Origin of the sequence: Celeribacter marinus (assembly GCF_965656515.1) — a bacterium.
Classification (GTDB): domain Bacteria; phylum Pseudomonadota; class Alphaproteobacteria; order Rhodobacterales; family Rhodobacteraceae; genus Celeribacter; species Celeribacter marinus_D.
Genome location: NZ_CBFHKW010000006.1, coordinates 64,443 through 81,256, shown reverse-complemented (window position 1 = coordinate 81,256; position 16,814 = coordinate 64,443). Strand labels below are relative to the sequence as shown.

Below are 16,814 nucleotides of genomic sequence, written 5' to 3'. Positions count from 1 at the left end.
CGCATCGTATACGCCTCGCGCGACCGCGTGGCCGAGGGCGATGTGACAACCTACGAAGGTCTTGCAGACCCCAAATGGCAGGGCCGCATTTGCACGCGCTCGGGCACGCACACCTATATGATCGGCCTGACCTCCGCCTATCTCGCCCACCACGGCGAAGAGGCAACAAAGACGTGGTTAGAGGGTGTGAAATCGAACCTTGCGCGCAAACCACAGGGCAATGACCGCGCTCAAGTCAAAGCAATCTGGGCAGGCGAATGCGATATTTCGCTCGGCAACACCTATTACATGGGCGAAATGTTGGCAGACCCCGAGCAAAAGGAATGGGCGGACAGTGTACGCCTTGATTTCCCTGTGTTCGAGAATGGCGGCACGCACGTCAATATCTCCGGCGTGGCGCTCACAAAGGCCTCCAAAAACCGTGATGAAGCCGTACAATTCATTGAGTATCTGACATCGCCCGAAGCCCAAGAGGTCTACGCCAGCGCCAATTCCGAATACCCGATTGCGCCCGGCTCTACGGCTTCCGATCTGGTCGCAAGTTGGGGCACGTTTGCCTCTGACACGATCAACCTGATGGAGATTGCAGCCCACCGCGCGGATGCGTTGCGCCTCACCGAAGAGGTCGATTACGACGGCTAAACGCTGCATAGCCCTAAAACTTTGCGTCTTGTGTACGCGAAATTAGCCCCCCGCCCTGATGTGATTTTGGGCGGGGGTTTTGTTTTAAAACAGACTATTATGTATTTCTCTTAATGCGATTTCACACCCGTAGGTCGTACGAAATTCCACCTCTTGTGCGTAAAATGTTATTTTGTGAATTGACACAGACCCGCCAGTTCGTCACGTTCGCCGCATGAAACACAACATGATCATGACAGCGTATTATTGGACCGACCTCATATAGAGAGCGGCCAATCGTCATGGAAGAATGAAAGGTCGCCGCAGGGCGGCTTTTTTGTTTTTCAAACTCCCTGTGGCGCACATAGGAGAGTACAATGAACACCCAGACCCTGCATACACCGTCCACCATAACCATTCGCCCTGCCCTTTGGGCTGATAAGTCCCGATTACTTGCGATGATTGGTGATCTGTCGCGCCATCACGGCGAAGCGGCGACACTGGATTTGCCCGCTTTGGTGCATCTGCTTAAGGCGGATATGCCGTGGTTAAAGCTGCTTGTGGCGGAGCAAGATGGCCATTTGGTGGGGTACGCGGGTGTCACGGGCGGGATGCGCCTTCAGTTTGGTGAGCGGGTGATGGACCTGCATCATCTGTTTGTCGACGAGGCCCACCGTGGCAGTGGGATCGGTCGTGCGCTGATCAATGCGTCTCACGATCTGGCGCGAACATTGGGATGTGGCCGCATAACAGTCGGCACAATGACCACGAATATCGCCGCGCAAAAGGCCTATGTCGCGTGTGGATTTGTACCTGTGCCAATGACCGGACAGCGGTTTTCAATGGCCGTGGCCTAAAGGGATCGCACAACAGTGAGCCATAAAAAAGCGGCGGAGCTCCTCCCTCTCCGCCGCTTCAGATGTGGTTGCAAGCTCGATTAGAGCGCGATCACATCAACCTTTTGACCCTTAACCGCGAGGCCAATTTTACCCTCACACAAGCGCAACGCATCATCGCCAAACACCTCACGCCGCCAACCCCGAAGAGCCGTAACATCGCGCTCGCCCGCCGCAATACGGTCAAGGTCGGAGGCCGAGGCAATCATTTTAGCCGCTACGTTGTAATTGTCTGATTTTGCTTTCAAAAGGACGCGTAGCATGTCGGCCAGTGCGGGATTGACCTGCAACTTTTCGTTGCTACGATCCGCAATCGGCATATCATTGGCACCGTATTTAGCGGCGGCCGCAATCGCTGCGAAAATACCGTCCGCGATATCGCCACGGCGTGCTTCGCGTAGCAACAAACGCGAGCGCGACAGGTCTTCGGGCGTTTGCGGTTTGGTCGAGGCCAGCTCCAACATCGCATCGTCTTTGTAGACACGGCTGCGCGGGATATCGCGCGATTGCGCATAGGATTCACGAAACGCGGCCAGCTCTTTTACCGCGGCCAGAAACTTGCCGGAATTGGTGCGGGTTTTCACCCGTTTCCACGCCTCATCCGGATGCACCACATAGGTGGACGGCGAGGTCAAAATCTCTTCTTCCTCTTCCACCCATTTCTGGCGGCCTGTGCGTTTAATCTCTTTGTCGAGGTATTCGTAAATCACCCGCAAATGCGTCACGTCAGCCAAGGCATAGGTTTCTTGGGCCGCCGTCAACGGGCGGCGCGACCAATCAGTGAACCGCGAGGTTTTATCAAGGCTCTCTTTGGCAATTTTGCGCACAAGGGTCTCATAGCCCACCTGTTCGCCAAACCCGCACACCATCGCTGCCACTTGCGTGTCGAACAATGGCTTTGGGATAACCTGCCCTTGGATATAGAAAATTTCGAGATCCTGACGTGCGGCGTGGAACACTTTGACCACGCTTTCGTCTTTGAAGAGCTCGTAAAGCGGCGCAAGGTCAATGCCATTGGCCAGCGGATCGACCAACACAGCGTCTTCTTCGGCGTCCCCAGGGACAGCAAGCTGAACGAGGCAAAGTTTGGAATAATACGTCCGTTCACGCAAAAATTCGGTGTCTACGGTGACGTAATCATGCGCCTTGGCACGATCGCAGAAAGCTTGCAAGCCTTCGGTCGTTTTAACTGTGATCATTCTTATTTCTTCTTGCTGCGCTACGGGGTCATCCCGCGTATCGTTGAAAGGTTCTACGCAGGTTCACCGCAAAAGGAAAGCATGTTGCCCCTTCGAGACGTCTGCGCCAATTATAGATCAACGCGCGCACGGTCTCCTTCGATAAAGCGGCGCAGCGTTGCGGGGTAGATCAAGTGCTCTTTGGGCAAGACCCGTGCGGCCAAATCATCGGCGGTGTCGCCCGCCAACACAGGAACGCGGGCTTGGGTCAAAATCGGCCCACCGTCCAGTTCTGCCGTCACTTCGTGGACACTACAGCCAGCTTCTGCATCCCCCGCCTCAATGGCGCGGGCATGGGTGTGCAGACCTTTGTATTTGGGCAACAGCGAGGGATGGATATTGAGCATACGGCCCGCATAATGCGTGATAAAGGCGGGCGTCAGAATGCGCATGAACCCTGCAAGAGCGATGTAATCGGGCGCGTGGGCATCTATCGCCGCCATCACAGCGGCGTCAAACGCCTCACGGTCGCCTTTGTAGTCTTTATGGTTCACGACCGCTGTAGGAATACCCATGGCCGCGGCTTTGGCCAGTCCACCCGCATCCGGCACATTTGAAAGCACCAGACAGGGACGCGCGGGATGATCACCCGTCATGGATTGGGCGAGCGTCACCATGTTGGAGCCGCTCCCCGAGATCAAGATAGCAACGCGTTTGGTCAAACCAGTGCGCCCTCGTAGGTGACGCCGCCGCCTGTTGTCACGGTGCCGAGCGTGTAAACCGTCTCGCCCTCACCCTCCAACAACGCTTTGAGCGCATCCGCCTGTGCGGCGTCTGCAACAACGATCATGCCGATTCCGGAGTTAAAGGTTTTGAGCAACTCGTGCTGTGACAATTGTGCCGTCTCCGACAGCCACTTAAACACGGGCGGTAATGTCCATGCGGTCAGATCGATATTGGCACCTAGACCCTCGGGCAGCACGCGCGGCAGGTTTTCGGTGAGGCCGCCACCTGTGATGTGCGCCAGCGCATGCACGCCACCCGAACGGATCGCGGCAAGAACGGATTTCACATACAAACGCGTCGGTTTGAGCAGCGCGTTGCCAAGGGTGTCATCGGAGAACGGCGCAATATCGCTCCATTTAAATCCCGAGAGATCAACGGTCTTGCGCACAAGCGAGTAGCCGTTGGAATGCACCCCGTCAGACGCGAGGCCAAGCAACACATTGCCCGCTTTCACACCGGACGGTAGATCGCTGCCGCGCTCCATTGCGCCCACAGCAAAGCCCGCGAGGTCGAAATCGCCGTCTTCATACATGCCTGGCATTTCCGCCGTCTCGCCGCCGATCAGCGCACAACCCGATAGCTCACAGCCCTTAGCGATGCCTTCGATGATTGAGGCGGCGTTGTCGATTTTGAGTTTGCCCGTTGCGAAATAATCGAGAAAGAACAACGGCTCGGCACCCTGACACACCAGATCGTTGACGCACATCGCGACCAGATCGATGCCAACGGTTGCAACGTTGTCTGTGTCAATCGCGATGCGCAATTTGGTGCCAACACCATCCGTGGCCGCCACGAGGATCGGATCGCTATAGCCCGCGCCTTTGAGGTCGAACATCGCGCCAAAGCCGCCAAGGCCCGACATGACACCAGAACGTGCTGTTTTCTTGGCTGCGGGCTTTATCCGCTCGACAAGTGCATTGCCCGCGTCGATATCGACACCCGCATCAGCGTACGTGAGACCTTTTTTACCCTGTGCCATAGCGCGCGACTCCTTGGTATGGGTTGATTTTCCGCCCAGATACGACACCTGCCCCTTAAAGGAAAGACCAGCGTGACCTAAGGGCGCACTTTTGCGCACAATTTGGATCTGAATTGCGCCTTGTCCCCCTTGACCCCGCCGCGCCCTCACCATAATCAGGGCACAGGCGGGCCTGTAGCTCAACTGGTTAGAGCAGAGCGCTCATAACGCTTTGGTTGCGGGTTCAAGTCCTGCCGGGCCTACCACTGCCTATTCATTCACACTGTTTTATTTGTGTTTGAGGTCACCTCTGGACCACGGTTCAGTCGGCGTGGTGCACATTCTCGAAATCAATGGAAGACATCTTTGCAATTGCACGAGCTGATCGTTCGGTGCGCTCGATGTGCTTTATATAGACTTCGGACGTTTGTACCTCGATGTGAGCCGTCAGCCCGTGAGGCGTGGGTTGGGATCCAAGGGTCTACCGGTGCCAAAGATGTGCCTTGGCGAAACTGCCAAGGCACATCGAACACAACGACTTGGGTCTTTTCGACGTCTTTTCAGGCCGATGTGATTACAGGCAGCCCGCGAGGGACGACGAGAGGTTGCGGATCAGCTGCGGATAGAATGCCGCGCCAAGCTCTAGATCAGCGCCAAGCGGATCCACGACCCCAGTTTTTGCGTCAGTGCCGTCTAGAACGGTCGCGACGAGGCCAGGGTTGAACTGCGGTTCTGTAAACACGCAATCTATGCCTTCGGCGGCAATGCGTGCCTGAATTTCTGCGATCCGTGCGGGGCTAGGATCAGATGCATCGCTCAGTGAAATTGCACCCGCGGCATAGAAATCAAAATCGTTCTCGAAATACTGATAGGCATCGTGGAAAACGACGAAATCACCACCGCGCACGGGTGCGAGGGTTTGCATGGCATCCGCAACCGCAGATTCGATTTCGGCGCGGCCTGCAGCGGCATTGGCGAAATACACGCCCGCATTCTCTGGATCCGCCGCGGAAAGCTGACCCGCGATAACGTTCAACCATGTCATAGCGTTGTTGGGCGACAGCCAAGCATGCGGATCATGCGCACCATGTGCGTGGTCATCGTGCCCTTCGTCTTCGGCGTGATCATCGTGCGCTTCGTCTTCGGCGTGCTTATGTTTTTCGAAAAGTGCGCTGTTGCGAGACTCCAGTTCGATCGTGCCAGAGGACTCCATCAATTCGGTCGCGTCCGCATCGGAGGCGAGGGTTGCGATTGCGTCCTCAAGCCAAGGAGACAGGCCCGCGCTCACCCAAAACACCAGATCTGCGTCCTGCAATGCCTGCGCTTCTGACGGGCGCAGGCTGTACTCATGCGGGCTCGCACCCTGTTGGATGATCAGGTCAGGCTCGCCGATACCGTCCATGACCCGCGCGATCAACGAATGAACGGGCGCGATATCTGCCGCGACCTGAGGAACATCGGCATATGCCGCGCCGGTCAGTAGGGTGGCAGTCAGCGAGAGGGTGAGAAGGTTTCTAGACATCGGGGGCTCCATGTGATTATATAACATTAATCTGCAATTATCCGAAATGTAATAACATGACAAGTGACAACGCGAAACAAGCTTCTGCACCTGGCCCCCTCGGGTTCGCGCAGCATGACCACGGTGTCTGTGTAAGCGACACACTTGCTGCGGCCGAGACGCGTTGCGCACAGGGTGGTCTTCGGTTTACGCCTGTCCGGCGCAAAGTGTTGGAAATATTGCTGCAAGAACACCGCGCCCTTGGTGCCTATGCCATTTTGGACAGATTGCGCGAGGACGGGTTCGGATCACAGCCCCCCGTCGCCTATCGCGCCTTGGATTTCCTTGTGGCGAATGGTCTGGCTCATAAAATTGAACGGCTGAACGCCTTTACCGCCTGTGTGGATCCTAGCCATGCGCACACCCCCGCATTTATGATTTGTCGCCTGTGCGACGCTGTGGCCGAAACGCATTCGTTCCCCGCCCGTGGTGCCTTGGGCGATGCTGCCCGCGCAACCGGATTTCGGATTGAACGGACCGTTGTTGAGGCAGAAGGCGTCTGCCCCGACTGTGTAGATAGGGCTGACGCATGAGCCTGATCGAAGTCAATGACCTAAGTGTTTGCTATGGCGCGCGGACCGTCTTGTCGCGCGTCTCCATGCGCATCGACGCGGGCGAGATCGTCACAATTGTCGGCCCAAACGGATCGGGAAAAACCAGCCTGCTGCGGGCACTCATTGGCGCGGTCAAACCCGCTCGGGGGACGGTCTTGCGCAGCAATGGCGTGAAAATCGGCTACGTACCGCAAAAGCTGCATATCGACGGGACCCTGCCCATCACAGTGAAACGGTTCCTAAAGTTGCCATGTGGCGCGACCGCCTCGCAGATCGAACTGGCGCTGACACAAGCGGGTGTGCCAGACTTAGGTAACGCACAGCTTTCACAACTATCGGGCGGTCAATTCCAACGCGTCTTGCTGGCACGCGCTCTGATCGGGACGCCCGACGTCTTACTCTTGGATGAGGCGACACAGGGCCTTGACCAGCGCGGGTCTGCATCGTTTTATCAACAGATCGAACAGGTCCGACAGAACACGGGCTGTGCTGTGCTGATGATCAGTCACGAATTACACGTGGTGATGAGCGCCTCCGACCGCGTCATCTGCCTCAATGGTCATGTCTGTTGTGAAGGCACCCCAGCTGTTGTTGCCTCCGCCCCAGAATATCGCGCATTGTTTGGCACAGGAACGGGCGGCGCTCTCGCGCTTTACCGACATGAACACGATCATGGTCACGACCATGACAATTGCGAACACACGCACACAGAGGCCGCAGAGTAATGCTAGATGATTTTATGGTGCGTGCCGCGCTCGCGGGCGTCGGAGTAGCCATTGCTGCGGCCCCGTTGGGATGTTTCGTTGTCTGGCGGCGTATGGCTTATTTCGGCGATGCAACCGCACATGCCGCGATCTTGGGCGTGGCTTTGTCACTGGCGTTTTCGATGTCGATCTTTGTCGGTGCTTTAACGATTGCGTTGCTTATGGCGCTGACAGTCAGCGTGTTGTCCGGTCGCGGCTATGCGATGGATACCTTATTGGGGGTTCTGGCACATTCCGCACTGGCTTTTGGTCTTGTCGCGGTGTCATTCATTCAGGGTGTACGGATCGACCTGATGGCCTATCTCTTTGGTGATATCCTCGCGGTCTCGGTGGGCGATCTTGGCGTCATTTGGGCCGGTGCTGGGCTGGTTGTGGCCCTGATCGGGTGGCGTTGGGCGGCCTTGCTCACATCAACCCTGAACGAAGATCTGGCCCATGCCAGCGGGATCAACCCGAAACGCGAACAACTGGTCCTTACGTTTGCATTGGCCATCACCGTGGCCGTGGCCATTAAGGTCGTCGGGGTTTTGTTGATTGCCGCCATGCTGATTATACCCGCGGCCGCCGCACGCCCCCTATCGCGCACTCCCGAGGGCATGGCGATTGCAGCAGCCATCATAGGTACTGTGTCCGCAATCGTCGGCCTGCGCGCCGCCTTTGTGTTCGATACACCAGCCGCCCCTACGATTGTTTGCGTGGCGGCCCTCACATTCCTGACGACCAGTTTGATCAAAGGCGTCAGCACTGCGCGGTGATATGGCGTGGCGTCCGTCAAGAACACGTCACGACTGTATGCAAACTACGGGTTGCTCTAATCTAATGTCGTGATCTCTCCTGAGCTGTCATCAACGCGCCGTTGATGACCACACAGCTACAAAACGTCAAGATACCTGATTTTTACGGCAACACGCATTGCACCCATTGCACCCGTTGGCACATATCCCTTAAGTTCGCCGCATATATATGTGCCATAGAGTGTGAATATTGAGATGAAAATTGCCGTTGCAGGTATCGGGTACGTTGGCATGTCGAATGCCGTTCTTTTGGCGCAGCACAATATGGTTGTTGCGGTCGACGTGAGCGCCGAGCGTGTGGCGTTGGTGAATGCGCGACAAAGCCCGATCATTGACGCGGAATTGGAAGAGTTTCTCGCCCATAAAGATTTGGATCTCACGGCAACCACGGACGCCGCCAGCGCCTACACAGATGCGGATTTTGTGATTGTGGCAACACCCACCAATTATGACGCGCAATCGAATTATTTTGACACCTCATCCGTCGAAGCCGTTGTGGAGGCCGTTATGGCCGTCAATTCCACGGCCGTCATCGTCATAAAGTCAACGATTCCCGTGGGATTTATCGATGATATTCGAGCGCGAACTGGATCGCGCAACATTCTGTTTTCGCCCGAATTTTTACGTGAAGGGCGCGCGCTTTATGACAATTTGCATCCCTCGCGCATCATCGTGGGAGAGCGCTCGGATCGTGCGGGTGTGTTTGCCAACCTGCTGTTGGCGGGGGCGATCAAACAAGACGTGGAGGTGTTGTTCACGGACTCTCGCGAAGCCGAAGCGATCAAGCTTTTTGCAAACACCTATCTCGCCATGCGGGTGGCGTTTTTCAACGAATTGGACAGCTACGCAATGGCTGCGGGCATGGATAGCCGACAGGTCATCGAGGGCGTGGGGTTGGACCCGCGCATTGGGTCTCATTACAACAATCCATCGTTTGGCTACGGCGGCTATTGCCTGCCCAAAGACACCAAGCAACTTTTGGCCAACTATTCCGAGGTGCCGCAAAACCTGATCCGCGCGATTGTCGATGCCAACCGCACCCGCAAGGATTTCTTGTCCGATCAGATCATCGCGAAACGCCCCAAGGTCGTGGGCGTCTACCGCCTCGTGATGAAGGCAGGCAGCGACAATTTCAGACAATCCTCGATCCAAGGCATCATGAAACGGATCAAGGCCAAGGGCGTTGAAGTCATCGTTTACGAACCGGTGATGGAGGACAGTGAGTTCTTTAATTCCCGCGTGATCCGAGATCTCGGTGCGTTTAAAGCCGAGGCAGATCTGATCATTGCCAACCGCATCACTGACGATATTGCGGACGTGGTCGACAAGGTGTTTACCCGCGACCTGTTCGGTGCGGACTAGAGATATTATTTAAGGACGTTGATATGCCCACAGCATTGGTAACCGGCGCGGCCGGATTTATTGGCTCATTTGTTTGCCGCAAACTGCTCGACGAAGGGTGGCGTGTGATCGGTGTGGATTGCATGTCCGATTACTACGATGTGACCCTAAAAGAGCGCCGTGAGGCTATGCTCATGCAGTCCGAGCACTACCGCTCGGTGCACGATATGGTTGAGACCCCTGGTTTGCTCATGTCCTTGTTTGACGAGGAAAAGCCCGATGTGGTCATCCATCTCGCCGCCCAAGCGGGCGTGCGCTATTCCATCGAAAACCCGCGTGCATATCTCGAAAGCAACATTGTCGGCACGTTCGAATTGCTAGAGGCGGCCCGCGCGCATCCGCCTAAACATATGCTGCTCGCCTCGACCTCCTCGGCTTATGGCGCCAACGAGGATATGCCGTATTGCGAGACGGACAAAGCCGATCATCAAATGTCGTTCTATGCGGCCACCAAAAAATCGACCGAAAACATGGCGCATTCCTATGCGCATCTGTTCGGATTGCCTGTCACCATGTTCCGGTTTTTCACGGTCTATGGCCCATGGGGACGCCCCGACATGGCGCTGTTCAAATTCACCAAAGCCATTCTCGAAGACACTCCAATCGATGTCTACAACCACGGCGATATGAAACGCGATTTCACCTATGTCGAGGATTTGGTGCACGCCATTCGCCTTTTGATCGACGCGGCTCCTGTGCGCCCTGAGGGGTGTGATGTGCCCGTGGGCGATAGCCTTTCGCCTGTGGCCCCGTTTCGTGTTGTCAACATTGGCAACTCAAATGCCGTTCAACTCACGGATTTCATTGCCGCAATCGAGACGGCAACGGGCAAGACCGCGATGCGCAATCTGATGCCCATGCAAGCGGGGGATGTGCCTGCAACATGGGCGGATGCCTCTTTACTCAACACCCTCACAGGATATGCGCCACAGACCGATGTCAAAGACGGGGTGGCGTCCTTTGTCGACTGGTACCGCGATTACTACCAGATTTAAGTCGGGTCGTCGTTTTACGTCTGGTGGCTGCCTCAGGACGGGCGGCGGTCCGCAGTGGTTTCGCTCGTCTTAGGCCCGCGCGGCAACACGATATCCGCGCGCAAGCCGCCATGGGTCGCACTTTCGCTCAGCCTTAGAGACCCACCGTGGCGCCGCGCGATATCCACAGCAATCGATAGGCCAAGGCCCACGCCAGAGCCGTTGTTTTGATTGCGCGCACTGTCCAGTCGCACGAATGGGTGCAAGGCGCGTTCGCGGTCTGCTTCTGCAATGCCCGCTCCATCGTCCTCAACACTCAAAACCACCGATCTGTCGAGCGCATGACACGACACATAGGCGTGCGTGGCGTAGCGCATCGCATTGCCGATCAAATTGTCGAGCGCGCGCGCCACAGCATCGGGGCGCGCCGAGATCAGGACATCCCCCACGGGCATATCGACAAGCGTAACATCCCCCCCTGCCCGTTTGGCCCGTGCCACAGCCGCCTCGACCAAAGCCCCAAGGTTCACAGGCGCAGTTTCTTCGGCAGCATCGGCCCGCGCAAAGGCCAAAAACGCATCAAGCAACCGCTCCATCTCCGACATATCATCCTTGAGCGCGGCGATGTCCTCTTTTGGAGCGCCTTCGGCTTCCAATAGCGAGACCGTCAACCGCATCCGTGTCAGCGGCGTGCGTAAATCATGCGAGACCCCCGACAACATCAAGGTACGTTGATCAATTTGCCGCTCGATCCGTGCGCGCATACTCAAAAACGCAGCGCCCGCCGAGCGCACTTCGGTGGCCCCGCTCAACCTGTAGGGCAGCGTTTCCCCGCGTCCAAACGCATCCGCCACCCGCGCCAACTGTTTGATCGGGCGCATTTGATTGCGTAAAAATATGATGGAAATCGCCGTCATCACAAGTCCGGTGAAAAACGTCAGGACGATCAACTGGTGGGGATTGCTGGCGGACGCCCGCCGCCGGTTGACCTCAAGGTGTAACCGCCCTGCATCGGTCATGTATGAGAACGCAAAGCTGCTATTTCCTTGGACAAAATTCACCCCGTCCAACGTGGGAAATGCCGCCGTCAATACCCGCTCGATGGTACGTCCCGAAATGTCATACCATGGTCGGTAGGGCTCCACAGCCACCGCATCGGCGCCGAAGGTAGACACGATGTTCAACCGTGCATCCAGATCCGCCATAACGGACGCCGCATCACGCGGCTCTAGCCCCTCAACCGCTACTTCGTAAAGGGCGACCTCGGCCACAACCCCCGTCATCAGCTGCTCTGTGATGTCATCGAAATAACGCTTCGAGAACGCGACAAGCACGACCATTTGCAGCACCACAATGGGCACCAGAATGATCAAAGCCGCGCGCCCATAGATGCCGCGTGGTGAAAACGTTTTGAGCCAAGTAAACAACATGGCTATTGGTAGCCTTGTCATAGGGCAAAGGGAAAGGCCAAATCATGCGCGACAGACCACAAGTGATCACAGCGTTAGGCCACGGCGTTGTGCGCATCCTTGCCCCCAACCCTTCCCCCATGACCCATTGGGGCACGAATTGCTATCTGCTGGGCACAGGTGCCGAGCGTATTTTGATCGACGCAGGACCGCGTGACCGTGCCTACCATGAGGCGGTTTTGTCGGCACTTCCCAAGGGGGCGCGCATTGCCGCCATTGCCATAACGCACGCCCATCTTGATCATAGTGCGGGGGCAAAGGATTTGGCCCACGCCACGGGCGCGCCTGTTTACGCCTTCGGGACCGCGGATGCGGGACGCTCACGCGTGATGGCGCACCTTGCCAAGGGTGAATTGGCGCAGGGTGGCGAAGGCGTGGATGCGGCGTTCACACCCGATATCATTGTGGAAGATGGCGAGACGATCCGCGTGGACGGTGCGCAGATCACCGCCCTGCATACGCCCGGACATATGGGCAATCACCTTGCCTTTGTATGGGGGGAGACCTGTTTTACAGGCGATCTCGTGATGGGATGGTCCTCGTCGCTGATCTCACCCCCTGACGGAGACGCGCGCGCGTACCGCGACAGTTGCGAGCGCCTTTTGCAGTTCGGGTTTACGCGCTTTTTACCGGGCCACGGCGCGCCAATTGATGCGCCCGCTGAGCGGATCGCGGAACTGTTGGCGCACCGCGCACACCGCGAGGCACAAATCCTTGCACAGTTGACCATACGTCCGCTTGATCTCACGGCTCTTACCGCAGCAATCTACACCGACCTGCCCGCACAGGCCCTCCCCTACGCCGCCCGCAACACGTTTGCCCACCTCATTGATTTGGTTGAGCAAAAGAAGGTTGCGTGCACACCAAAGCTCTCGGAAACCGCGGTGTTTTCACGCCAAATACCCGAGGCGAAAAGTTTTTGACCTTTTGTCATAAAACCCCCTTGCAGGCCACGAAACCCATAGTTATACAGCCCTCAATTCCGGCGTAGCTCAGCGGTAGAGCAGTTGACTGTTAATCAATTGGTCGTAGGTTCGATCCCTACCGCCGGAGCCAATTTCCTCTAAGATACTCAAATGTATCGGATTACCAATATGGGTCCGATGGTCTTCGAGGTTATTTGGCGGTTTGGTTGCACAGGCGGTTACACAGCCAGTTGCACAACCTGTTATTTTCTTTTTAATTCTCTATGGTTGGCTCTCCAACTTTGCGTAACTCGCGCTGAGCAAACGCCCGATCCCGCGCAATACCGACTGCAACTTATAGAGAGTCGCGGACGGTTTGTGCGATGTGTTTGAGTTGATCAGACAAGGGTGTCGTCTTGCGCCAGACCATCCCGATTGTGCGTGACGGACGAGGATGCTCCAAGCGCGCGACAGACACGGACGCGGAGCGGGTTTCTATCGGGACGGCCATATCGGGGATCAAGGTGACGCCAATTCCGGCGCCGACCATCTGGACCAGTGTGGACAAGGAACTGCCCTCCATCAAGTCGCGTGGCAATGTCGATGACGCGGTACAAAACGACAGCGCCTGATCGCGAAAGCAATGCCCCTCCTCCAACAAAAGCAGCCGCATTTCGCGCAACAGCTTGGCATTGGGCACAGGCTTGTCCGCATCGCTCAGTGGTCTGACCAAAACGAAATCCTCTGCGAATAACGTTTCCTCGTGCAAGGACGGCTCAGACACAGGCAAGGCGACAATCGCGGTATCGAGTTGGCCGCCCAAAAGACCGTCGATGAGCTTTGACGTCTTTGCTTCGCGAGGGCGCGGGTCGAGCCCTGCGTAGTCTTTGGCGAGGCATTTAATGAACTGCGGTAAAAAATATGGCGCAACGGTTGGAATGACGCCAAACCGCAACCTGCCGATTAGTGGGCTATGTGACGCGCGGGCGAGATCGCCAAGCTCGTTCACAGATTGAAGAATTTCGCGCGCACGCTCAAGAAATACCTCGCCATAGCCCGTCAGGCGGAGCTGCTTTGGTCCGCGTTCGACAAGTGGCGTTCCGAGCATGTCCTCAAGTGTTTTGATCTGCACCGACAGCGCAGGTTGCGAAATACCACAATCATCTGCGGCGCGGCCAAAATGGCGGTGTCTGGCCAAAGCCTCGAAGTAGCGCAGGTGCTTGATCGTGATATCAATCATAGTCCTTGGTTATCACGCTCATTAAAAAATGCAATTTTTATTTATAGTGTGAATCGGATAGACGGTGCGCAGAGTAACGTCGAGTGCTGTGGCTCTTGTCCCGAGGTGACGCGGGCATGTCCTGAACATGAACGGACAGGGCGGCAGATCGACACAGATAGACACGCGAAACCTTGATGGGAGATACAGATGGACGGAAATGATACAGGGACAGGCGGCAAGTGTCCGGTGATGCACGGCGGAAATACCGCGACAAGCTCATCTGTGATGGCATGGTGGCCGAATGCGCTGAACCTCGACATCCTGCACCAGCATGATACCAAAACCAATCCGCTTGGCGCAGATTTTGATTACCGCAAAGAGGTCGAAAGCCTTGATGTTGCCGCCGTGAAAGCGGACCTGCACGCGCTGATGACCGACAGTCAGGACTGGTGGCCCGCCGATTGGGGTCACTATGGTGGCTTTATGATCCGGATGGCGTGGCACTCGGCGGGAACTTACCGCCTTGAGGACGGTCGCGGGGGCGGCGGAACCGGCACGCAACGCTTTGCGCCGCTGAACTCATGGCCTGATAACGTCAGCCTTGATAAAGCGCGCCGTTTGCTTTGGCCGATCAAAAAGAAATACGGTAACAAGCTAAGCTGGGCAGACCTGATGATCCTCGCGGGCAACATTGCCTATGAATCAATGGGTCTCAAAACGTTCGGGTTCGCCTTTGGTCGTACGGATGTCTGGCATCCTGAAATCGACACTTATTGGGGTGCCGAAAAAGAATGGCTTGCCGACAGCGATGGGCGCTACGGCGATCTGGAAAACCCTGCGACGATGGAAAACCCGCTCGCTGCGGTGCAGATGGGTCTGATCTACGTGAACCCCGAGGGCGTGAACGGTAAGCCTGATCCGCTGAAAACCGCGTTGCACGTGCGTGAAACCTTTGCCCGCATGGCAATGAACGACGAAGAGACCGTGGCATTGACGGTTGGCGGTCACACCGTTGGCAAATGTCACGGCAATGGCGATGCGTCCACTTTGGGTGCCGAACCCGAGGCCGGCGCTATCGAAGAGCAAGGTTTTGGCTGGAGCAATCCAAAAGGCACCAAGAAAGCCAGTGACGCCATCAGCAGCGGTATCGAAGGCGCATGGACCACGAACCCGACCCAATGGGACATGGGCTATTTCAAATTGCTGTTCGGCTACGAGTGGGAGCTCAAGAAAAGCCCCGCCGGCGCGTGGCAGTGGGAGCCGATCGACATCAAGGAAGAAGACAAACCCGTCGACGCCTCTGACCCGTCTATCCGCCACAACCCAATCATGACCGATGCCGACATGGCGATGAAGATCGACCCGATCTACCGCGAGATTTGTGAAAAGTTCATGGCGGACTTTGACTATTTCTCCGACACGTTCGCACGTGCGTGGTTCAAACTGACCCACCGCGATATGGGGCCAAAATCCCGCTACATTGGCCCCGATGTGCCGCAAGAGGATCTGATCTGGCAAGATCCGATCCCCGCAGGCAGCACGTCTTATGACGTGGCCGATGTAAAGGCACGGATCGCCAACAGTGGTCTGACACTGGCCGAGATGGTGTCGACAGCTTGGGACAGTGCGCGCACCTATCGCGGATCTGACATGCGCGGCGGTGCCAATGGCGCGCGCATCCGTCTTGCACCTCAAAAAGATTGGGAGGGCAACGAGCCGGCACAATTGGCCAAAGTCCTGAACGTTTTGGAAGGCATCGCCTCCGAGACGGGTGCAAGCGTGGCTGATGTGATCGTTCTGGCCGGCAACCTCGGCGTCGAAAACGCAGCCAAAGCGGCAGGTTTTGACGTCACTGTTCCGTTCATGCCCGGACGTGGAGACGCGACAGACGAGATGACAGATGCCGCATCTTTTGATCCGCTTGAGCCTTTGGCAGACGGCTACCGCAACTGGTTGAAGAAAGACTATGTTGTGAGCCCTGAGGAGCTGATGCTTGATCGCACGCAATTGATGGGTTTGACGGCTGTTGAGATGACTGTCCTTGTGGGCGGTATGCGGGCAATGGGCACCAACCACGGCGGAACACAGCATGGCGTGTTCACCGATCGGGTCGGCGCGTTGACCAATGATTTCTTTGTCAACCTGACCGATATGTCCAACTCGTGGCACCCTGTCGACCGCACGACCTACGAAGTCCGCGACCGCACATCAGGCGCGGTAAAATGGACAGCAACACGGATGGATTTGGTGTTTGGCTCAAACTCGATCCTGCGGTCTTACGCCGAAGTCTATGCGCAAGATGACAATGCCGAGAAGTTCGTGAACGATTTTGTCGCCGCTTGGACCAAAGTCATGAACGCTGATCGCTTTGATCAACTGGCATAAGTAAAACCACCCTCCCCGCGTTGCGTACCTATCGGCGCGGGGGGGCCTTAAACACTGGTGCCGATAGCACCGCCCATCCCTGCCCGCTTTGCACATGAGCGCGGTGACAATAGGCGCATTACAATACGTGCACTGACGAGCCTACCGCCCGTCACTCCAACCAAACGGCCCCAGGTCGCCCTGTGGATGTGGTGTGAGATTGGCGATGATCGTGACCTCTCCCACACATAGCTCGGCCCTGCCATCGGTGATCTGCGCGTGTTTCACAGGTTGCCCCGCAAGAGACGCCAATACACGCAGGGCGTTCACAATGGGCCACATCTCGGACATGCCTCGCGGCCCGAAC

15 protein-coding genes, 2 tRNA genes and 1 pseudogene are annotated in these 16,814 nt (G+C 56.6%); 11 read left to right on the top strand and 7 right to left on the bottom strand.

Features of this window, described 5'->3' with window-relative positions:
* Positions 1-642, top strand: a 642-nt coding sequence (locus ACTG34_RS02840; RefSeq protein ID WP_439103519.1) for an extracellular solute-binding protein, incomplete at its 5' end; no start/stop codon positions are given.
* 356 nt (positions 643-998) lie between these two features.
* Positions 999-1,478, top strand: a complete 480-nt coding sequence (locus ACTG34_RS02835) for a GNAT family N-acetyltransferase (RefSeq protein WP_439103518.1) — start codon at positions 999-1,001, stop codon at positions 1,476-1,478.
* An 80-nt stretch (positions 1,479-1,558) separates the two neighbouring features.
* Here the strand turns inward: ACTG34_RS02835 and rnd are convergent, their stop codons facing one another.
* The 3 genes from rnd to purM form a co-directional block, all read right to left on the bottom strand.
* Positions 1,559-2,716, bottom strand: coding sequence for a ribonuclease D (rnd, locus tag ACTG34_RS02830; RefSeq protein WP_439103517.1), 1,158 nt, complete (start codon positions 2,714-2,716; stop codon positions 1,559-1,561).
* A gap of 110 nt (positions 2,717-2,826) precedes the next feature.
* Positions 2,827-3,417, bottom strand: a complete 591-nt coding sequence (gene purN, locus ACTG34_RS02825; protein ID WP_439103516.1) for a phosphoribosylglycinamide formyltransferase — start codon at positions 3,415-3,417, stop codon at positions 2,827-2,829.
* A complete protein-coding gene (gene purM / locus ACTG34_RS02820) occupies positions 3,414-4,460 on the bottom strand; it encodes a phosphoribosylformylglycinamidine cyclo-ligase (protein ID WP_439103515.1) in 1,047 nt (348 codons plus the stop codon). The genes purN and purM overlap by 4 nt, the downstream gene beginning before the upstream one ends.
* Before the next feature lie 168 nt (positions 4,461-4,628).
* On the opposite strand from purM, the gene ACTG34_RS02815 reads away from it, so the two are divergent.
* Positions 4,629-4,705 (top strand) — tRNA-Ile (locus ACTG34_RS02815).
* A 308-nt stretch (positions 4,706-5,013) separates the two neighbouring features.
* Here ACTG34_RS02815 and ACTG34_RS02810 read toward each other — a convergent pair.
* Positions 5,014-5,961: a zinc ABC transporter substrate-binding protein gene (locus tag ACTG34_RS02810; protein ID WP_439103514.1), complete on the bottom strand. Its 948-nt coding sequence runs from the start codon at positions 5,959-5,961 to the stop codon at positions 5,014-5,016.
* Positions 5,962-6,017: 56 nt separating this feature from the next.
* Here ACTG34_RS02810 and ACTG34_RS02805 point away from each other — a divergent pair, with 56 nt between their 5' ends.
* The 5 genes from ACTG34_RS02805 to ACTG34_RS02785 all read left to right on the top strand — a co-directional run bounded on the left by ACTG34_RS02805 (position 6,018) and on the right by ACTG34_RS02785 (position 10,508).
* Positions 6,018-6,533 (top strand): Fur family transcriptional regulator, encoded by a 516-nt coding sequence (locus ACTG34_RS02805; RefSeq protein WP_439103513.1) that lies wholly within the window; start codon positions 6,018-6,020, stop codon positions 6,531-6,533.
* Positions 6,530-7,279: a metal ABC transporter ATP-binding protein gene (locus tag ACTG34_RS02800; RefSeq protein ID WP_439103512.1), complete on the top strand. Its 750-nt coding sequence runs from the start codon at positions 6,530-6,532 to the stop codon at positions 7,277-7,279. The genes ACTG34_RS02805 and ACTG34_RS02800 overlap by 4 nt, the downstream gene beginning before the upstream one ends.
* The gene (locus tag ACTG34_RS02795) at positions 7,279-8,073 is read left to right on the top strand and encodes a metal ABC transporter permease (RefSeq protein WP_439103511.1); all 795 of its coding nucleotides are present in this window, start codon (positions 7,279-7,281) and stop codon (positions 8,071-8,073) included. Before ACTG34_RS02800 ends, ACTG34_RS02795 begins: the two co-directional genes overlap by 1 nt.
* Before the next feature lie 234 nt (positions 8,074-8,307).
* Complete coding sequence (locus ACTG34_RS02790) at positions 8,308-9,474, top strand: nucleotide sugar dehydrogenase (RefSeq protein ID WP_439103510.1); 1,167 nt, start codon at positions 8,308-8,310, stop codon at positions 9,472-9,474.
* A 23-nt stretch (positions 9,475-9,497) separates the two neighbouring features.
* Positions 9,498-10,508 carry an NAD-dependent epimerase/dehydratase family protein gene (locus ACTG34_RS02785; protein ID WP_439103509.1) on the top strand — a complete coding sequence of 337 codons (1,011 nt, stop codon included), beginning with the start codon at positions 9,498-9,500 and terminating at the stop codon, positions 10,506-10,508.
* 32 nt (positions 10,509-10,540) lie between these two features.
* Here ACTG34_RS02785 and ACTG34_RS02780 read toward each other — a convergent pair whose 3' ends face one another.
* A complete protein-coding gene (locus tag ACTG34_RS02780; RefSeq protein ID WP_439103508.1) occupies positions 10,541-11,917 on the bottom strand; it encodes an ATP-binding protein in 1,377 nt (458 codons plus the stop codon).
* Positions 11,918-11,961: 44 nt separating this feature from the next.
* On the opposite strand from ACTG34_RS02780, the gene ACTG34_RS02775 reads away from it, so the two are divergent.
* Entirely contained in the window at positions 11,962-12,879 is a 918-nt protein-coding gene (locus ACTG34_RS02775; protein ID WP_439103507.1) for an MBL fold metallo-hydrolase, read from the top strand.
* A gap of 58 nt (positions 12,880-12,937) precedes the next feature.
* Positions 12,938-13,012: transfer RNA gene (locus tag ACTG34_RS02770), tRNA-Asn, on the top strand.
* 204 nt (positions 13,013-13,216) lie between these two features.
* On the opposite strand, the gene ACTG34_RS02765 is transcribed toward ACTG34_RS02770, so the two are convergent.
* Entirely contained in the window at positions 13,217-14,101 is an 885-nt protein-coding gene (locus ACTG34_RS02765; RefSeq protein WP_439103506.1) for a hydrogen peroxide-inducible genes activator, read from the bottom strand.
* A gap of 189 nt (positions 14,102-14,290) precedes the next feature.
* On the opposite strand from ACTG34_RS02765, the gene katG reads away from it, so the two are divergent.
* Positions 14,291-16,468, top strand: a complete 2,178-nt coding sequence (gene katG / locus ACTG34_RS02760) for a catalase/peroxidase HPI (RefSeq protein WP_439103505.1) — start codon at positions 14,291-14,293, stop codon at positions 16,466-16,468.
* Between the two features lie 141 nt (positions 16,469-16,609).
* Here the strand turns inward: katG and ACTG34_RS02755 are convergent.
* Positions 16,610-16,814 (bottom strand): annotated as a pseudogene (locus tag ACTG34_RS02755) (hypothetical protein); the annotation flags it as partial.

Excerpts from the sequence above, each read along its gene's own strand:
- ACTG34_RS02835 (WP_439103518.1), top strand. The coding sequence starts at position 999 with ATGAACACCCAGACCCTGCATACACCGTCCACCATAACCATTCGCCCT.
- rnd (WP_439103517.1), bottom strand. The coding sequence starts at position 2,716 with ATGATCACAGTTAAAACGACCGAAGGCTTGCAAGCTTTCTGCGATCGT.
- purM (WP_439103515.1), bottom strand. The coding sequence starts at position 4,460 with ATGGCACAGGGTAAAAAAGGTCTCACGTACGCTGATGCGGGTGTCGAT.
- ACTG34_RS02810 (WP_439103514.1), bottom strand. The coding sequence starts at position 5,961 with ATGTCTAGAAACCTTCTCACCCTCTCGCTGACTGCCACCCTACTGACC.
- ACTG34_RS02805 (WP_439103513.1), top strand. The coding sequence starts at position 6,018 with ATGACAAGTGACAACGCGAAACAAGCTTCTGCACCTGGCCCCCTCGGG.
- ACTG34_RS02800 (WP_439103512.1), top strand. The coding sequence starts at position 6,530 with ATGAGCCTGATCGAAGTCAATGACCTAAGTGTTTGCTATGGCGCGCGG.
- ACTG34_RS02795 (WP_439103511.1), top strand. The coding sequence starts at position 7,279 with ATGCTAGATGATTTTATGGTGCGTGCCGCGCTCGCGGGCGTCGGAGTA.
- ACTG34_RS02790 (WP_439103510.1), top strand. The coding sequence starts at position 8,308 with ATGAAAATTGCCGTTGCAGGTATCGGGTACGTTGGCATGTCGAATGCC.
- ACTG34_RS02785 (WP_439103509.1), top strand. The coding sequence starts at position 9,498 with ATGCCCACAGCATTGGTAACCGGCGCGGCCGGATTTATTGGCTCATTT.
- ACTG34_RS02780 (WP_439103508.1), bottom strand. The coding sequence starts at position 11,917 with ATGTTGTTTACTTGGCTCAAAACGTTTTCACCACGCGGCATCTATGGG.
- ACTG34_RS02775 (WP_439103507.1), top strand. The coding sequence starts at position 11,962 with ATGCGCGACAGACCACAAGTGATCACAGCGTTAGGCCACGGCGTTGTG.
- ACTG34_RS02765 (WP_439103506.1), bottom strand. The coding sequence starts at position 14,101 with ATGATTGATATCACGATCAAGCACCTGCGCTACTTCGAGGCTTTGGCC.
- katG (WP_439103505.1), top strand. The coding sequence starts at position 14,291 with ATGGACGGAAATGATACAGGGACAGGCGGCAAGTGTCCGGTGATGCAC.